The sequence below is a fragment of the Chthonobacter rhizosphaerae genome, from assembly GCF_013839525.1.
Lineage (GTDB): Bacteria > Pseudomonadota > Alphaproteobacteria > Rhizobiales > Pleomorphomonadaceae > Chthonobacter > Chthonobacter rhizosphaerae.
Map to the genome: position 1 here is coordinate 790,014 of NZ_JACDIS010000001.1, position 16,665 is coordinate 806,678.

Genomic DNA, 16,665 nt, shown 5'->3' on the forward strand with positions numbered 1-16,665 from the left:
GCCCACAGGTCCGACGGGCCCCGTCCCGGCGGGCCAGCCGCTGTTGATGGTCGGGCCCCCTCCGGGAGAGGCCGGTGCCGCCGGCCGGTTTCGGCCCGGCTTCTCCCCAGCGCTCGACAGGGCCGGCGCCGCTCCGGTGGACAGACGCCGGTCCCGGTATGCCACACACTTGATTCAATTTGACGATTTCGCCGCCCCGGAGCGTCGGCCGCCGGTGCACGAGACCCGCGCCCGAAGCCTCCCGACGCCCTTGAAGGCCCGGACGTCGCGCCCTTACCCCTCGCGCGCGCCCGTGGCAGACTGGGGCACGCCAGAGGAGACCTCATGAAGCGCGGCCACATCTATTTCCACCTGCATCTCGTGTCGGACTCCACCGGCGAGACGCTCCTCACCGTCGGCCGGGCGGCCGCCGCGCGCTACGAGAGCATCGCGCCCATCGAGCACGTCTATCCGCTGGTGCGCTCGGCCCGGCACCTGGAGCGGGTCATCGCCGACATCGAGGCCTCGCCCGGCATCGTGCTCTACACCCTCGTGGAGCGCGACATCGCCGAGCGCCTGGAGGCCGCCTGCCGGGACGCCACCCTCCCCTGCCTCAACGTGCTCGACCCGATCGTGGACGTGTTCCGCAGCTACCTGAACCTGCCGGCGACCGGCAAGGCCGGCGCCCAGCACGCCCTCGACGCGGACTATTTCCGCCGGATCGACGCCCTCAACTTCACCATGATGCACGACGACGGCGTGCTGCCGGAGGACATCGAGGAGGCCGACATCGTCCTCATCGGGGTCAGCCGCACGTCGAAGACGCCGACCAGCATCTATCTCGCCAACCGCGGCATCCGGGCCACCAACATGCCGCTCGTCCCGGACGTGCCCATCCCGGAGAAGATCCTGAAGGCGCAACGCCCGCTGGTGGTCGGCCTGATCGCGAGCCCGGAGCGGATCATGCACATCCGCCAGAACCGGCTCCTCTCCCTCAATGCCGGCGACCGGGACACGCCCTATGTGGACAAGCACGCCATCGCCCGGGAGGTGGCCTATTCGCGGCGGCTCTGCACGGAGAACGGCTGGCCGATGATCGACGTCACCCGCCGCTCCATCGAGGAGACCGCCGCGGCCATCCTTGCGCTCTACGACCAACACCGCTACGGCAGGCTCAAGGAATCCTTCGTCTGACGGCGGCCCCGGGGCCGCCCGACCGCTGACCTCGCAAGGTGTCCCATGTCCCTCGTCCTCGCGTCCGGCAGTCCCACCCGCGCCGGACTTCTCACCCAGGCCGGCCTCCTCTTCGAACGGGAGAGCCCGGACGTGGACGAGCGCGCCGTGGAGGCGACGCTCGCCGACACCGGCGTCTTCGCCGACGACGTCGCCCTCGTGCTCGCCGAGGTGAAGGCGACGGAGGTGTCCGCCCGCCGGCCCGGCAGCCTCGTGATCGGGGCCGACCAGACCCTTTCGCTCGGCGAGGAGCGCTTCCACAAGCCCGCCGACATGGAGGCGGCGCGCCGGCAGCTGCTGGCGCTGCGCGGCCAGACGCACCAGCTCCATTCGGCGGTCGTGGTGGCCGAGGACGGCGACGTCCTGTTCCGCCACGTCTCCACCGCCAACCTGACCATGCGCGACTTCACCCCCGCCTTCGTCGGTCACTATCTGGCGGTGGTCGGCGACAGGGCGCTCGGCAGCGTCGGCTGCTACCAGGTGGAGGGCTACGGCATCCAGCTGTTCGAGGCCATCGAGGGCGACCACTTCACCATCCTGGGCCTGCCGCTCCTGCCGCTCCTCGCCTTCCTGCGCACCCGGGGCGTGGTGGAGACATGAGCGGATCCTCCTCGCCCACCGTCGGGGTCATCGGCTGGCCCATCGCCCATTCGCGCTCGCCGCTCATCCACAATCACTGGATGGCGGTCCACCGCGTCGAGGGCCGTTACGACCGCCTGCCCGTCGCCCCCGACGCGATCGAGGGCTTCCTCGCCGACTTCCCCTCGAGCGGCCTCGTCGGCGCCAACGTCACCATCCCCTACAAGGAGATCGCCTACCGGGCCGTCGCCGAGCGCGACCCGGTGGCGGAGCGGCTGAAGGCTGTGAACTGCCTGTGGACGGACGGTGGGCGGCTCGTCGGCGCCAACACGGACGTCCAGGGTTTCGTCGGCAATCTGGACGTCGCCCTCCCCGGCTGGGACGATAATCCCCGCGTCGCCTTCGTGCTCGGCGCCGGCGGCGCCGCCCGGGCGGTGGTGGACGGCCTCGTCCACCGGGGCTACGCCGTCCGCCTCGCCAACCGCACCCTCGCCAGGGCCGAGAGCCTCGCCGCCCTCTATCCCGGCCGGGTCGCCGTCTGCGACTTCGCCGACGCCGCCCGCGCGGCGCTCCAGGCGGACGTGGTGGTCAACACCACGTCCCTCGGCATGAAGGGCGAGGGCGAGATCCCGCTCGAGCTTCACCGCCTCGGACCCGAAACGATCGTCGCCGACATCGTCTACGTACCGCTGGAGACGCCCTTCCTCGCCCGCGCCAGGGCGGCCGGGCTTCGCACGGTCGACGGCCTCGGTATGCTACTCCACCAGGCGGTGCCGAGCTTCGAACACTGGTTCGGCGTCCGGCCTGTCGTCACGGCGGAGCTCCGCGCCCTCGTGGAAGCGGACCTCCTGTCGTGATCGTCGTCGGCCTCACCGGCTCCATCGGCATGGGCAAGTCCACGACGGCGGACCTCTTCCGCCGGCGCGGCGTGCCCGTGTTCGACGCCGACGAGGCCGTCCACCGGCTGTACGCCGGGCCGCTCGCTCCCGCCGTGGAGGCCGCCTTCCCGGGCACCGCGGCGTCGGGCGCCGTGGACCGGGTCGCCCTCTCGCGGGCGGTGCTCGGCGATCCGGCGGCCCTGAGGCGCCTGGAGGCCATCGTGCATCCGGCCGTGCGGGCAGCGGAACGCGCCTTCCTCGCCGAGGCGGCGTCCGCCGGCGCGCCGGTCGCAGTCCTCGACATCCCGCTCCTCTACGAGACCGGCCGGGAGGCGGACGTGGACACGGTGGTGGTGGTCAGCGCCCCGGCGGACGTGCAGCGCGCCCGGGTCCTCGCCCGGCCCGGCATGACGGCGGAGAAGTTCGACGCCATCCTGGCCCGCCAGCTGCCGGACGCGGAGAAGCGCGCCCGCGCCCACCACGTGATCGACACCGGGTCCGGCGTGGAGGCCGCCGGCGCGGCGGTCGACCGCCTCCTCGCGACCTTGCGGGACGGGCCCGGCTGAGCCTCCGGCGTCACAGTGCGGATCGGAACCGCATTCAGCCTTGGATGACGGCCTGAAGGCCGTTGCGCCCGTCCGGTCCAGGTGGCACGGTCGCGTCGAATGCCGGTCCCGGTTGGGGGCCGGCCCTGCCAGGAAGCGTGATGCGCGAGATCGTGCTCGACACCGAGACCACCGGCCTCGATCCGAAGACCGGCGACCGCCTGGTCGAGATCGGCTGCGTCGAGCTCCTCAACCAGTTCCCCACCGGGCGGACCTATCACGTCTACATCAACCCGGAACGGACCATGCCGCGGGAGGCCTTCGAGGTCCACGGCCTGTCCGACGCCTTCCTGGCCGACAAGCCCCGCTTCGACGACGTGGCCGACGCCTTCCTGGACTTCATCGCCGACGGCCGGCTCGTCATCCACAACGCCCAGTTCGACATGGGCTTCATCAATTTCGAGCTGAAGCGCAGCGGCCGGTCCACCATCGGCGACGACCGGGTGCTCGACACCCTGCAGCTCGCCCGCCGGAAGCACCCGGGCTCGCCGGCGAGCCTCGACTCCCTCTGCTCGCGCTACGGCATCGACACGTCGAAGCGCGTGAAGCACGGCGCGCTCCTCGACGCCGAACTCCTCGCCGAGGTCTACATCGAGCTGAACGGCGGCCGTCAGGCCGACCTCGGCCTCGTCGCCGCCTCCACGTCCACGGCCCGCCTCAGGGCCGTCGGCCGCAAGGCCGAGGCCCGCCCGCAGCCGCTGCCGAGCCGGCTCACCGCCGAGGAGGCGACCGCCCACCGGGCCTTCGTCGAAACCCTCGGCGCGGGCGCCCTGTGGGGCCGCTATCTCCAGACGGAAGAGCCGCCGGCGGCGGCCAGCGGCTCTCACTGATCCGATCGATCGGGCACCTCGTCTCCTGTGGACCGAGGAACCCGGCGGCGCATCATTCGACCCGCCTCGTCCGTCGCTCCCCGCCGGAGAGCGACGGCGGCCGGTCCCGTTACTGCTGCACCTGGGCCTGCGCCTGCATGCGGGCGAGGTACTGCTGGTAGAGCTGCACGAAATCGATCGGGTCGATCATCAGCGGCGGGAAGCCGCCGCGCACGCTCGCGTCGGCCACGATCTGGCGGGCGAACGGGAACAGGAGGCGCGGGCATTCGATCATGACGAACGGGTGCAGGTGCGCCTGGGGCACGTTCTGCACGCGGAACAGGCCGCCGTAGAGCATCTCGATCTGGAAGACCGTCTCGCCCTTCTGCTCGGCCTTCACCTCGATCTTGAGGTCGACCTCGTATTCGACGCCGGAGCGCTGGCGCGACGACACGTTGACGCCGACGCTGATCTCCGGGGAGCCCTCGCGCGAGCGCAGGCTGTCCGGCGCCTTCGGGTTCTCGAACGACAGGTCCTTCAGGTACTGGGCGAGGACGTTGAGGGACGGCTGCTGAATGGCGCCCTGGGTATCGGTCATGGCGGTCTCGTATCTCCTGCGGCGTCCCGGAACGGCACGCGCTCTCGGCAGATGCGGCTACCACCGGCGGCGGCCGGGCGCAAGGCTCGCCGGGGCCGAAAACCCCGCGCCGGCCGGCCCGAACCGCCGGAGTGCACACGGGGTCCGGTCCCGTCCGGCCGCCCGCGTCAGGCGCCGCCGATCCGCGGCGGGCCGTCCTCGCCGGACCAGGGGCTGTGCCCGCCGCCGCGCCGCTCGTACTCGTCCGCCTCCAGGTCGAGGACGCCGGAGCCGGCGCGGGACGACGTCCAGGATGCGGTCGTGCGGGCACCCTGGCTCACCACCGTGATGTTCCGGCGCACGCCCGAGACCACCAGCCCCCGCACCGGCGGCAGGAGGAGCAGGAAGGCCGCGATGTCCGACAGGAAGCCCGGCAGCAGCAGGAACAGACCGGCGAGCGCCAGCAGCGCCCCGTGCACGATCGTCTCCGCCGGCATGCGCCCGGCGGCGAGGTCCGCCCGCGCGGCCGCCACCAGCCGCAGGCCCTGCCAGCGCAGGACGAGCGCGCCGAGGACACCGGCCCCGATCAGGAGGCCGAGAGTCCCGAGCACGCCGATTTCGCGCCCGACCACCACGAACATGGCGATCTCGGCGATCGGCACCAGGAGAAGGAAAAGCGCGGCGATACGCATCGAGGTCAGGTCCTCAGCGGGTCGGAGCAACGGGGCGGGGGTGGCCATGACGATTGAAAGACGGCTCCCAAACGGGCATAGGCTTGGGACGAGAAGCTTTGTATCCGAGCCATCGCCCCTTTATGCTGGCCGGACGCGGCATACATAAGGAGTGGAGCGGGGCCTCGCCAGGGATATCGGGCGGCGGCGACCGAGCACTCTTGTCTCCAGAACGGGCCCGATAGCCGAGATGAACGGATTCCTCGACGTCTACAGCCTGGTCTTCCTGTTGGTGGCCGTGGCCATCTTCTGGAAGCTCCGGAGCGTGCTCGGCCGGCGCACCGGCCACGAGCGTCCCCCGCAGGATCCGTTCGCCAGGCGCGAGGAGCGTCCGGCCGCCCCGGCCCCCGAGACCAACGACAACGTGGTCGCCCTGCCTCGGGCAACCCGGGCGCCCGCCGCCACCGCGGAGGCCCAGGCCGCCGGCGTGGACGCGGTGGCGCCGGCCGGTTCCGCCCTCAACGGGGCGCTGCGCACCATCGTGTCGGCGGATCGCAGCTTCGACGCCCGCCACTTCCTGGACGGCTCCCGCGCCGCCTACGAGATCATCGTCGGCGCTTTCGCGTCCGGCGACCGCGACACCCTGAAGATGCTCCTCAGCCCGGACGTCTACGAGGGCTTCAGCGCTGCCATCGCGGACCGGGAGAAGCGCGGCGAGAAGATCGAGACCACCTTCGTCGGCATGGACAAGGCCGACATCGTGGAGGCCGCCCTGAAGAACGGGCAGGCCCAGATCACCGTCCGCTTCGTCAGCCAGCTCATCTCGGTGACCCGCGACCGCGCCGGCGCCGTGGTCGACGGCGACCCGGTCAAGGTGGCCGAGGTGACCGACGTCTGGACCTTCGCCCGCGACGTGAAGTCGCGCGACCCGAACTGGAAGCTCATCGCCACCGAGGCGGACGGCTGACGGTCCGTCCCGATGACCGAGCCATCGACTGCCCCGGCCCGCCTGCGCCGGGTCGCCTTCGACCGGCTGGCCGGCTGGGCCGGGGACGACCACGCGGCCGCCTTCCGGGCCTTCCGGCTGTCCGCCGCCCGCATCCTCGACAGCCTGCCGAAGACCAGGGCTCTGCGGCTCGACGGGGCCGCCCTCCGGGCGCCCGCCGATGCCGCGCTCGCCCTTTCGGCCGGTCTCGACGGGCCTGCCGCCCGCGCCTTCTTCGAGCGCTGGTTCGAGCCGGCCCGCATCCTCCCGCGCGAGGGAGCCGGCTTCGTCACCGGCTACTACGAGCCCGAGGTGGAGGGCTCGCGGGTCCGTACGCCGGACTTCCCGGTGCCGCTCCATCGGCGGCCCGACGATCTCGTGGAGATCGGCCCCGAGGACGACCGGACCGGCCTCGACCCGTCGCTCACCTGGGCCCGCCGGGCGGACGGCCGTCTGGTGGAACACCCGGACCGGGGCGCCGTCATGGCCGGCGCCCTCGACGGGCGCGGCCTGGAACTCGTGTTCCTCAAGAGCTGGGTGGAGGCCTTCTTCATCCACGTGCAGGGATCCGCCCGCGTCCGCCTGCCGGACGGCGCGGTCATGCGGGTCGGCTTCGACGGCAAGTCCGGCCACGCCTATTTCCCGATCGCCCGGGTCCTCGTCGAGAAGGGCCTGATGACCGCCGCCGAGGCGACCGCCGACGTGCTGCGCGCCTGGCTGGAGGCGAACCCTGACGAGGCCGGCGCCGTCATGGCCCGCAACCGGTCCTACATCGTCTTCCGGGAGACGCCGGTGCCCGATCCGGCGCTCGGGCCGCTCGCCGCCGCGCAGGTGCCGCTGACCCCCGGCCGCTCGCTCGCCGTCGACCGACACCTGATGACCTTCCACATGCCGATCTTCGTGGAGACGAGCCTCGACGGCGAGACGGCCGGCCAGAAGCTGCCGTTCCGGCGGCTGATGATCGCCCAGGACACCGGGTCCGCCATCCTCGGCCCGTCCCGGGGCGACATCTTCTTCGGCACCGGCGAGGAGGCCTGGGCGAAGGCCGCCCGGGTCCGCCACCCGGCCCGCTTCACCGTGCTGCGGCCGCGACCGGAGCCGACCGGTGGCCCGTGACCGTCGCCGCCTCGGCCCGGAGGAGGAGGCGCTCTGGTCCCTGGTCCAACGGACCGTCAACCCGCTCCGGAAGCCGAAGAGCAAGGCAAAACCCGTCCCGCCGCCGCCTCCGATGCCGGAGGCCGTGCCGCCGCCGCCCGCCGACATCGCGCCCGTGACGCCCAAGGTGGAGCCGCCGCGCCAGCCCTCCCGGCCGGCCATGCCGACGCTCCAGACCCTCGACCGCAAGGAGAAGAAGCGCGTCGTCCGCGGCACCCAGGCCCTCGACGGCCGGCTCGACCTGCACGGTCTGCGCCAGGACGAGGCGCGCGCCCGGCTCCTCGGCTTCCTCTCGACAGCCCAGGCGCGGGACGCCAAGATCGTCCTCGTCATCACCGGCAAGGGCTCGGGCGGCGGCTTCGAGACCCTCCACGGCGCCGAGCGCGGCGTCCTGAAGCGCATGGTGCCCCTGTGGCTGAGCCTGCCGGAGTTCCGCGACAAGGTGCTCGGCTTCGAGGACGCGCACCTCGCCCACGGCGGCGCGGGCGCGCTCTACATCCGCATCCGCCGCCGGCGCGGCTGAGGCGGCCCGCCGCGGACGTCCGGGACGCGCGAAGCGCGAAGGGGAGGGGCATGACGCCGTTCGGAGCCAGGATGCGCGAGCTGAGGACCGCCCGCGGCGTCAGCCTGAAGGACATGGCCGCCGCCCTCGGGGTCTCGGCCACCTACCTGTCCGCCCTGGAGCACGGCCGGCGCGGCCGGCCGAGCTGGTTCATGCTCCAGCGCATCATCGGCTATTTCAACGTCATCTGGGACGAGGCGGAGGATCTGCAGCGCCTCGCCGAACTGTCGCACCCGCGCGTCGTGATCGACACGGCCGGGCTCGACCCGAAGGCGACCCGGCTCGCGAACCTCCTCGCCGAGACCATCGCGGGCCTCGACGGCGCCACCCTCGACCGACTCCTCCGCGATCTGGAGGACGCCCTCCCCGGCCGGGTCCTCCGCCCGCCCGCCCGGTCCGGCTGACCTCCCGCCCGTCGCCCTTGAACGTCCCGTCACGCCGCCGCGGCCTTCAGGCCGTAGCGCGCCCGGGCCGCGTCCGCGGCGGGCTCCGCGTCGGAGATCGCCAGGATCAGCCGGCCGAGCCCGTTCGGGTCCAGCGGCCCCTTGGTGGCCAGGAGGTCGGCAGCGAGCGCCTCGATGGCCGAGAAGCCCACGTTGGCGGCCGAGCCCTTCAGGGTGTGGAGCACCGCCCGCAGGGCCGCCTCGTCGCCCGCCTGGAGCGCCTCCGACATCTCGCCCACGAGGCCGACCGTGTCATCGAGGAAGCTCGTCAGCAGGAAGTCCACCGCGTCCGGGCCGAGCTCGTCGTGGAGCGCCGCCACCCGGCTCATGCGGACCGCTCCCTTTTCGACCGCCGCGACGGCGGCCGCCTCCGGCGGGGCGGCGGCCCGGCCGCCCGCCAGCGCCGAAAGGGTGGCGGCGAGCGAGGCCCGGTCCACCGGCTTCGTCAGGAACCCGTCCATGCCGGCGGCGAGGCAGGCGTCTCGGTCGGTCGTGAACGCGTTTGCCGTCATGGCGATGATCGGCAGCCGCCGGCTCTGCTTCTCGCCGGCGCGGATCGCCCGCGTCGCCTCCAGGCCGTCCATCACGGGCATCTGCATGTCCATCAGCACCACCGAGAAGGTCCGGCTGGAGACGAGCGCCAGCGCCTCAGCGCCGTTGTTGGCGATCGTGACCCGGTGACCGAGCCGGCCGAGGATGCGCGCCGCCACCTCCTGGTTCACCACGTTGTCCTCCGCCACCAGGATGTCCAGCGCCTCCGCGGCCTCCGCCGCAGGCCGTTCCGCCGGCCGTGGCTCCGGCGCCCCGGTCCCGGGCGCCGCCGGCGCAGGCGCGAGGGCCGCCCCGAGGGTCGCCGGCGAGAGCGCGGCGTCGGCGAGGTCGCGGCTCTCTCCGCCCGGCAGCCGCACGCGCGGCACCAGCTTCGGCGGCTCGTCCTCCTCCAGCACCGTCAGCGCCGCGATCCCGTCGGCGCCTTCGTCCGCCAGGATGGCGCCCGCATAGGCGGCCGCCGTCCGCAGCGCCTCCGTCTCCAGCCGCGACCGGCCCCGGACGGCGACCCGGCGGCCGAGGAGCGGCGCCTCCGGCATGGCCTTGCCGGCCACCACCGGCAGGGTCAGTTCGAACCAGAAGGTGCTGCCCTCCCCCTCCTCGCTCTCCACCCCCACGCTGCCGCCCAGGTGCTCGATCACCCGCCGGCAGATCGCAAGGCCGAGCCCCGTGCCGCCGAAGCGCCGGGTGATGCTGGCGTCCACCTGGCTGAACTCCTTGAACAGGCGCTGCAGCCCGGCTTCCGAGATGCCGATGCCGGTGTCCGCCACCTCCACCCTGAGACGCGCCGCGTCGCCGGTCCGGGTCTCCGACAGGCGCACCGCCACCGTGCCCGCCTCGGTGAACTTCACCGCGTTGGAGAGGAGGTTGAGCAGCACCTGCCGCACCCGCCCCGGATCGCCGAGGTAGAGCCGGTCGTTCGGCAGGGCCGGCGCCAGCACCAGGGCGAGCTGCCGGTCCCGCGCCCGGGAGGCCACCACCTGGAGGGCCGTCTCCGCCTCCGCGACCGGATCGAACGCGGTGGTCTCCAGGTCGAAGCTGCCCGCCTCCAGCTTGGAGAAGTCCAGGATGTCGTTGATCAGCTCCATCAGCGTCACGCCGCAGGTGCGGATGGTGCGGCTGAACCGGGCCTGGTCGGCGGAAAGCTCCGTGTCCATCAGGAGGTCCGCCATCCCGATCACGCCGTTCAGCGGCGTGCGGATCTCGTGGCTCATGGTCGCGAGGAAGGCCGATTTCGCCCGGTTGCCCGCCTCCGCCGCCTCCGCCGCCTCGGCGAGGTCCCCTGCCATCTCCTCCAGGCGGCTGCGCGACAGCGTCACCTCCCGGATCTGGCGGATCAGCACGGCCACCACCAGCGCCATGCTGATCGTGAGGGCGAGCACCAGCCCGCCGAGCAGGGTGTAGAGCGACTGCACATAGGTGCGGTTGGCGGTGCGCAGCCCGGAGAGGACGCCGTTCGCCTCCGTCACCATGATGGAGGTCGCCCGGTTCATGTCCTCGAACGACGCCTGGAGCCGGTCGAGGAGGTCCGCCGACAGGGGCGCGCCGCCCTGGAGGGCGTCGAAGGCCGCCACCTCGCGCGCCAGCGTGGCGTCCACCAGCGCCATGGCGGCCACGATGTCGGCGTCCTCCCGGAACACGGCCGGATAGGCGCCGTTCCGGAGCACGCCCAGGCGGCTGTAGAGGATGTCGAACCGCCGCAGCATGGCGGCCTCGGTCTCGGGAGACGGCCGGGTCCGCGCGTCGTCCATGGCCCGGAGCAGCTTGGCGGTCTCCCGGTCCAACTGGTAGGTCGCCCAGAGCGCGTCCTCCTGGATGCTGAGGCGGCTGTCGCGCGCCTGCCGCATCAACAGCCCGAACACCGAGATGGCGGCCATCAGGAACAGCACCGCCACGAGGGCGAGCAGCGTCAGGCTGCGGGCGCGAGGCGAGGCGCGCCCGGTATCGGGGCTGATCGGCATGGGGGAACGACTCTTCGGGCATGGGCGGGCGGCGCCTGCCGCCCGCCGCCGGCCTCGTCAGCGGACTTCGATGGTGGCGATCTGCCAGACGGAGCGGTTGAAATACTGCTCCGTGTAGAGGCTCGGGTCCGCGTCGAACGGATAGATCAGGAACAGCGGTCCCTTGTCGCGGACCGACATGGGCTTGCCGTTCATGCTGGTGGCGAGGATCACGTCGTGATCCACCAGGTCGGCGGCCGGCACGTCGGCCGAATAGTCGTTGAGCGCCGTCACCTTCAGCATGGCGCCGGTGGCGCCCACCGCCTCCAGCACCGCCCGGCCGAGCGGTCCCTCGAACCTCGTCTTGCCCTCGGTCCACGGGGTCTCCACCTCGGTCACCCGGGAGGCGAGGGCGGTCAGCATGGCGAGGTCGAATTCGGCCCCGGCCTCGCTGTTGGTGTTCGTGATGGCGCCCTTGACGGTGAGGATCACCGGGCCGGTCGGGCGCTCCAGCGCCGACGCGGGCAGGATGGCGGCGGCGACCAGGGCCGCGGCGGCGAGGATGGTCGAGCGGATGGTCATGCGGTCTTTCCTCGATGAGCGGGGAGTGTCGGGACGGGCCGTCCGTCCGGGCTTCGCGCCGCGCCGAAGCGGTCTCCGGGCGCCGCGCCTTTTGGGAAGGGGAGGGGGCCGGGACGGCTCAGGCCGCGAGGCCGCCCGCGTCCGGCTGTTCCTCCAGGATCCGCAGGATGCGGTGCAGCCGGGCCTGGAAGGCGGCGACCACCTTCGGGTCGAACTGGGTGCCGGCGTTCTCCACCAGATAGTCCACCGCCTTCTGAACCGGCCACGCGTCCTTGTAGGGGCGGGGCGACACCAGGGCGTCGAACACGTCGGCGGCGGCCGCGATCCGGCCGGAGATCGGAATCATGGTGCCGGCGAGCCCGCGCGGATAGCCGGAGCCGTTCCAGCGCTCGTGGTGGGTCTCGGCGATCTCCGCCGCCAGCCGGATCAGCCGGGAATCCGAGCCGGCCAGGATGGAGGCGCCCACCGCCGTGTGGGTCTGCATCAGGGCGCGTTCGTCGGCCGTCAGCGCCCCCGGCTTGCGCAGGATGGCGTCCGGCACGCCGATCTTGCCGATGTCGTGCATGGGGGCGGCGAGATAGATGTCGCGGCAGAACTGGTTGGTCATGCCCAGTTCCTCGGCGATCTCCCGGCAGGTGCGGGCCATCCGCACCACATGGGCGCCGGTGTCGCTGTCCCGGTATTCGGACGCCCGCGACAGGCGCAGGATGATCTCCTCCTCCAGGAGCGACATCTCGTAGGTGGCCTTGCGTACCTCCGCGGAGAGCCATTCGGCCCGGTCGCGCATCTTGTTCTGCATGTCGCGCAGGCTGGCCAGGTTGCGCACGCGCGCCTTCACCTCCGCCATGTCGACCGGCTTGGTCAGGAAGTCGGTGGCGCCCGCTTCCAGGGCGTCGTAGCAGACCTGCTTCTGATCCACCGTCGTGACCATCACGATCGGCACGTCCGCATAGTCCGGCAGCGCCCGGAGCGCCTTCACCACCTGGAGGCCGTCGAGCCCGGGCATCATGTAGTCGCAGAGCACGATGTCGAACTGCACCACCTTGGCCTCGGCGAGCGCCGCCACCGGGTCCTTGAACGAGACCACGTCCGCAAGGCCGGCGTTCTGCACCAGCTTGCTCAGCATGAAGAGGTTGGTCGGATTGTCGTCGATCAGAAGTGCCTTCATGGTCCCCACCAAACGTCGCTACCGAAGCGCACGATACGCCACCAAACATGAAACATTCGCCAATCTGAATGGCAAACCGCGCGTTGAACGGAATCGGTGGGATTCGCCGAGGCGGGTTGACGGACGGTTCACCACGCCCGGCTGGCCGGCGCTCCGGCGCCCTCGTGGCGGCGGTGTCCGTTAGCACCGATCGCTCCGGTTTGTCCGCCTTCGGATCCGCCACGGCCCGCCGGTCGCCGGAATGGTGAACCATTTGTCCAGCGCCCTGCCACAACCGGCAGTACCGTCCCGCTTGCGTCAGGACTGGCGCGCGATCGACCGGGCCGGGCGGAGATCGGCGGTTCCGCGTCCGGTCCGCGGGGCCTAGGGTCGGTCCGGACAGCGAGGACCGCAGACCCGATCAAACGCCTCGGACGTCAGAAGAGGGACGCCAGCCCAAGACCCTCCATAACAAACAGACCTTGACGGGCGGCGGAGAGAACGGCTCCGCCGCCCGTCTTTTTCGTGTCGCCCGTCGTCCCCGCGCCCGTCCGCCCGTCCGCCCGTCCGTGCTCCGCCCCGCCCGCGACCGCGCCTCCCCGCCCGACGGAACGAGATCACGGCCCGGGTTCGCCGGCCATGATCCGGAGAGAGGGCCGATGGGCGCTTCGCGGTCGCACACAAATCCTCAACCTCCGGATGGGTAGTCTCGGGCCGGGTGATGACGGGAGCGGTGCATGCGGGAGATGATCGGTGGCGGTCCGTGGACCGGCCGGCGCGATGGCCGGCGGCCCTGGCTCGTGCTGGCCGCCGCCACCCTCTTCCTCGTCGCGGCCGGCGCGGTGGAGGCCACGTCCGTCGCCCTCGCCCGCCACCGTGTTCTCCAGGCCGTCGAAGCCGCCACTCTCGCCGCCGCCCGGTCCCCTCGCGAGCCGCGTCCCGCCGCCCACGCCGTCCTGGCGCGCGCCGGACTCGACCCGCTGGACGCCTCCTTCACGGTCGGCGACCCGGATGGCGCTTCGGACGGCCCTGCCGCCGAGCCCACGGCTCGCCGCATGGTCGCCGCCTACCGGTTCCGGGTGCCGTCCGCCCTGCTCGGCTGGTCTCCCGTCGGCCTCGGCTGGACCGTGGGCGCGTCCGCCACAGCCGAGACCGTCGGCCGCGTCGCCGTGACGGTCCGGCCGGATCTCGCGGCCGCCCCGCACCCGGTCCGGGAAGCGGTCGTGGCAAGCCTGTTCGGCCTCTCCGGACCCGGCGCCGACGCGGTGATCACGGGCCTTGCCGGCGCGCCGGTCGGCGCCGACGACATCCTCGCCGTCTGGCGCGACGTCTCAGGCGGGGACCCGGCGCCCGACATGGCGTTGCCGCTCGACACCCTGTTCGCCGGCCTCGCCGTCCGCGCGGGCCTGCCGCCGGTTCAGCGCGGCTGGTCCGCCCTCGTCGGCGCGCCGGCCGTCACGGAGCGGACGATCCGGCTCGACGCCCTTCTGGATCCCCTGATGCTGCGCGGAGAAGCGAGGGCGCCCGGCGCCCTGGCGCTCGACGGCCTCGACGTCGCGGTCGGGGCGGGCCTGCGCGCTCTCGGGTCCGGGCCGCTCACCGCCCGGCTCGACGATCCGCACGGGGCCGCCGGCACCATCGTGCTGACCCTGCAGCCCCTGTCGGATCTCGCCGGTCACCCGCTCGTCGATTGGCTGGATCTCGGCGAGACCGCCGTGACGCCCCGCTTCGACCTCGCCGTCTCGGCCACGGTCGGCGGCTCCCGGAGCGCCGCCGTGCCGACGGTGGATCTTTCGGTCGGCCTCCGGTTCGGCGGCGGCACCCTTCGGCCGGTGGACCTCGGCTGTCCGTCGGCCTCGTCCGGCACGGCCGCCACCCTCGCCGTCGCGCCCGGCCCCATCGACCTGCGGTTCGGCCTTCCGCCGGAGGCCGACCCGCCGTCGGCGGACCTGACCTCCGATGGCGGACTGATCCTGAAGGCGTTCGGCCGCGAGACTATCCCGGCCCCGGAGGCCCGGTCCATGGCGATCCCGGCCGAAGCGATCGGCCCGGGCCACCGGGTCGAGGCCCGGGGCGTCGCCGAGACCAGGCCCGCCCTCGGCCAGTTCCTCTCCGCCGCCGACGTGCGGGTCGGCCTCAAGGCCGACGCCTCGGAGGCGGTCCGGAGCATCGGCGAGGCCCGTCTCCGGGCGGCGGCGGCCGAACTCCTCCGCGATGCCGCCGGCCCGGTCGCCGACGCCGTGGAAGCCTTCACCGGGGCGCTCGGCATCGCCCCCGACCGCCTGGCCGTCTCGGTCCTCGGCGTCGACTGCGACGGCGCCCGCCTCGCCGCCCTGCCGGACTGAAACCCGACCCCGGCGACGCGCCGGTGCCGACCGGCGGACCTGCCGGCTGGCGGACCGACGCCGGCCCGCTGGCCGCCGGGCCCGCTTCGGGCTATCAGGGCGCCATGACGCCCGACGCCCTCCTCGCCCGCCTTCTCTATCGCGACGCCCTGATGCTGGTCCTCGACAAGCCGGCCGGTCTCGCCGTCCACGCCGGCCCGAAGGGCGGCCCGACCCTGGACGACTACCTGGACGACCTGCGCTTCGGCTTGCCGCGCCGGCCCGCGCTCGCCCACCGGCTGGACAAGGACACGTCCGGCTGCCTGGTCCTCGGCCGCCACAAGCGCTCCACCGCCGAGCTCGGCGCGCTGTTCGCCGGCCAGAAGGTGCGCAAGACCTATTGGGCGGTGGTCTGCGGGGTCGTCGACGGGGAGGCCGGCACCATCGAGGCGCCCCTCGGCCGCGCCAGCCACGACAGCCGGTCCTGGTGGATGAAGGTCGACCCGGAGGGTCAGGAGGCGGTCACCGACTGGCGGGTGCTGGGGCGCGGCGAGACGCTCACCTTCGTGTCTCTCAGCCCCCGCACCGGCCGCACCCACCAGCTGCGCGTCCACATGGCCCACCTCGGCCATCCCATCGTGGGCGACGGCGTCTACGGCGGCGACCGGGCGAGGGGGGTCGACAAGCGGCTCCACCTGCACGCGCGCGCCATCGAGGTGCCGCTCTACAGGAAGAAGCCGCCCGTCCGCGTGGAAGCCCCGGTTCCCGAGCACATGATGCGCCTCATGAAGCGCTGCGGTTTCCTGGAGAGCGTCGAGCCATCGGCGTCGGCCACCGGGGTCGTTCCGCCCGCCGGTCCGGACGGGGAGGCCGATGCTTCCTCTTGAGACTGGTGAGTCGGGGAGGGCGCTTGCGCAGGGTGAAAAACTTGAGTATCAAACTCAGGTATTCACCACGCAGCCGGAGACGCAGTCCATGAGCGCCGTCAGCACCCTGCCGAACCGTCCCGCCCTCCTGCCTGAAGCCGCCCAGGCCGGGCGCGTCCTTGCGAGCGCCGACATCCTGGATGGCTCCACCGAGGTCATGATCACCCACCGGGGCGAGGTCTACCGCCTGCGCCAGACCAAGCTCGGCAAGCTCATCCTCACCAAGTGACCCGGGCCGTCGTGCGCCCGCCGCCCCGATCGGGCAGGATGCCCATGGAGCGATTCGGCCGGCCGTCGCGTTGACGGTGGCGATCACCCATGGAGACACCACACGATGTACACGCTGGAGATCGACGGCACGCCCGTCGCGGTGACGGACGCTGACGAGGCCGGGGCTCAGGAGATCTTCGCGAGCGACGATTTCCGCGAGGACCTGCGCACCTTGACGAGCGACGGCAAGCCGCTCTGGAACGGCACCTCGGCCTTCACGGTCCGCCCCGCGAACGACGACGAGTCCGACCTGTTCGAGGAAGCGGTCGTCGAGGAGGACGAGGACGACGCCGACGACGAGGAGCCCGGTTTCGAGGTCATGTTCCTCGTCCCGGTCGACCAGTTCGGCGAGGACGACGACGAGGACGAGGCCTGACGGCCCGAGCTTGCCCCAAGGCGAACGGGAGGCGCAGGCCGCCTCCCGGACCGTCTTCCCGGTCGGGCGGCTGGT

Annotated in this window: 18 protein-coding genes; 13 read left to right on the top strand and 5 right to left on the bottom strand. The window is 72.6% G+C overall.

Annotated elements, in window-relative coordinates; all coding sequences use genetic code 11:
- Nucleotides 1–324: 324 nt before the first annotated feature.
- The 5 genes from HND91_RS03550 (at nt 325) to dnaQ (ending at nt 4,104) form a co-directional block, all read left to right on the top strand.
- On the top strand, nt 325–1,173 hold the full coding sequence (locus tag HND91_RS03550) for a pyruvate, water dikinase regulatory protein (protein WP_181705115.1): 849 nt from the start codon (nt 325–327) through the stop codon (nt 1,171–1,173).
- 45 nt (nt 1,174–1,218) lie between these two features.
- On the top strand, nt 1,219–1,812 hold the full coding sequence (locus tag HND91_RS03555; RefSeq protein WP_181705116.1) for a Maf-like protein: 594 nt from the start codon (nt 1,219–1,221) through the stop codon (nt 1,810–1,812).
- A complete protein-coding gene (locus tag HND91_RS03560; protein WP_181705117.1) occupies nt 1,809–2,648 on the top strand; it encodes a shikimate dehydrogenase in 840 nt (279 codons plus the stop codon). The genes HND91_RS03555 and HND91_RS03560 overlap by 4 nt, the downstream gene beginning before the upstream one ends.
- A complete protein-coding gene (coaE, locus tag HND91_RS03565; protein WP_181705118.1) occupies nt 2,645–3,235 on the top strand; it encodes a dephospho-CoA kinase in 591 nt (196 codons plus the stop codon). Before HND91_RS03560 ends, coaE begins: the two co-directional genes overlap by 4 nt.
- A 140-nt stretch (nt 3,236–3,375) precedes the next feature.
- Nucleotides 3,376–4,104: a DNA polymerase III subunit epsilon gene (gene dnaQ, locus HND91_RS03570; RefSeq protein WP_181705119.1), complete on the top strand. Its 729-nt coding sequence runs from the start codon at nt 3,376–3,378 to the stop codon at nt 4,102–4,104.
- Nucleotides 4,105–4,213: 109 nt separating this feature from the next.
- Here dnaQ and secB read toward each other — a convergent pair whose 3' ends face one another.
- Both secB and HND91_RS03580 read right to left on the bottom strand, forming a co-directional pair.
- Entirely contained in the window at nt 4,214–4,681 is a 468-nt protein-coding gene (gene secB / locus HND91_RS03575) for a protein-export chaperone SecB (protein WP_181705120.1), read from the bottom strand.
- 167 nt (nt 4,682–4,848) lie between these two features.
- The gene (locus tag HND91_RS03580) at nt 4,849–5,352 is read right to left on the bottom strand and encodes an FxsA family protein (protein WP_181705121.1); all 504 of its coding nucleotides are present in this window, start codon (nt 5,350–5,352) and stop codon (nt 4,849–4,851) included.
- Nucleotides 5,353–5,581: 229 nt separating this feature from the next.
- On the opposite strand from HND91_RS03580, the gene HND91_RS03585 reads away from it, so the two are divergent.
- Genes HND91_RS03585 through HND91_RS03600 form a run of 4 tightly spaced genes read left to right on the top strand, consistent with a single transcriptional unit; the run spans nt 5,582 to nt 8,437 of the window.
- Nucleotides 5,582–6,298 (top strand): Tim44/TimA family putative adaptor protein, encoded by a 717-nt coding sequence (locus tag HND91_RS03585; protein WP_181705122.1) that lies wholly within the window; start codon nt 5,582–5,584, stop codon nt 6,296–6,298.
- A gap of 12 nt (nt 6,299–6,310) precedes the next feature.
- Entirely contained in the window at nt 6,311–7,432 is a 1,122-nt protein-coding gene (mltA, locus tag HND91_RS03590; RefSeq protein WP_181705123.1) for a murein transglycosylase A, read from the top strand.
- The gene (locus tag HND91_RS03595) at nt 7,422–7,994 is read left to right on the top strand and encodes a Smr/MutS family protein (protein ID WP_181705124.1); all 573 of its coding nucleotides are present in this window, start codon (nt 7,422–7,424) and stop codon (nt 7,992–7,994) included. Before mltA ends, HND91_RS03595 begins: the two co-directional genes overlap by 11 nt.
- A gap of 50 nt (nt 7,995–8,044) precedes the next feature.
- Nucleotides 8,045–8,437 carry a helix-turn-helix domain-containing protein gene (locus HND91_RS03600; RefSeq protein ID WP_181705125.1) on the top strand — a complete coding sequence of 131 codons (393 nt, stop codon included), beginning with the start codon at nt 8,045–8,047 and terminating at the stop codon, nt 8,435–8,437.
- Between the two features lie 29 nt (nt 8,438–8,466).
- Here the strand turns inward: HND91_RS03600 and HND91_RS03605 are convergent, their stop codons facing one another.
- The 3 genes from HND91_RS03605 to HND91_RS03615 form a co-directional block, all read right to left on the bottom strand.
- Nucleotides 8,467–10,986: an ATP-binding protein gene (locus HND91_RS03605; RefSeq protein WP_181705126.1), complete on the bottom strand. Its 2,520-nt coding sequence runs from the start codon at nt 10,984–10,986 to the stop codon at nt 8,467–8,469.
- A gap of 57 nt (nt 10,987–11,043) precedes the next feature.
- Nucleotides 11,044–11,547: a putative pterin-binding protein gene (locus HND91_RS03610; protein WP_181705127.1), complete on the bottom strand. Its 504-nt coding sequence runs from the start codon at nt 11,545–11,547 to the stop codon at nt 11,044–11,046.
- A 118-nt stretch (nt 11,548–11,665) separates the two neighbouring features.
- Entirely contained in the window at nt 11,666–12,715 is a 1,050-nt protein-coding gene (locus tag HND91_RS03615) for an HD domain-containing phosphohydrolase (protein ID WP_181705128.1), read from the bottom strand.
- A gap of 716 nt (nt 12,716–13,431) precedes the next feature.
- Here HND91_RS03615 and HND91_RS03620 point away from each other — a divergent pair.
- From HND91_RS03620 to HND91_RS03635, 4 genes are all read left to right on the top strand, one after another.
- The gene (locus tag HND91_RS03620; protein WP_181705129.1) at nt 13,432–15,039 is read left to right on the top strand and encodes a hypothetical protein; all 1,608 of its coding nucleotides are present in this window, start codon (nt 13,432–13,434) and stop codon (nt 15,037–15,039) included.
- A gap of 104 nt (nt 15,040–15,143) precedes the next feature.
- On the top strand, nt 15,144–15,905 hold the full coding sequence (locus HND91_RS03625) for an RluA family pseudouridine synthase (RefSeq protein WP_181705214.1): 762 nt from the start codon (nt 15,144–15,146) through the stop codon (nt 15,903–15,905).
- Nucleotides 15,906–15,993: 88 nt separating this feature from the next.
- On the top strand, nt 15,994–16,173 hold the full coding sequence (gene hemP, locus HND91_RS03630; RefSeq protein WP_181705130.1) for a hemin uptake protein HemP: 180 nt from the start codon (nt 15,994–15,996) through the stop codon (nt 16,171–16,173).
- A gap of 105 nt (nt 16,174–16,278) precedes the next feature.
- On the top strand, nt 16,279–16,590 hold the full coding sequence (locus tag HND91_RS03635) for a hypothetical protein (RefSeq protein WP_181705131.1): 312 nt from the start codon (nt 16,279–16,281) through the stop codon (nt 16,588–16,590).
- Nucleotides 16,591–16,665: the final 75 nt, after the last annotated feature.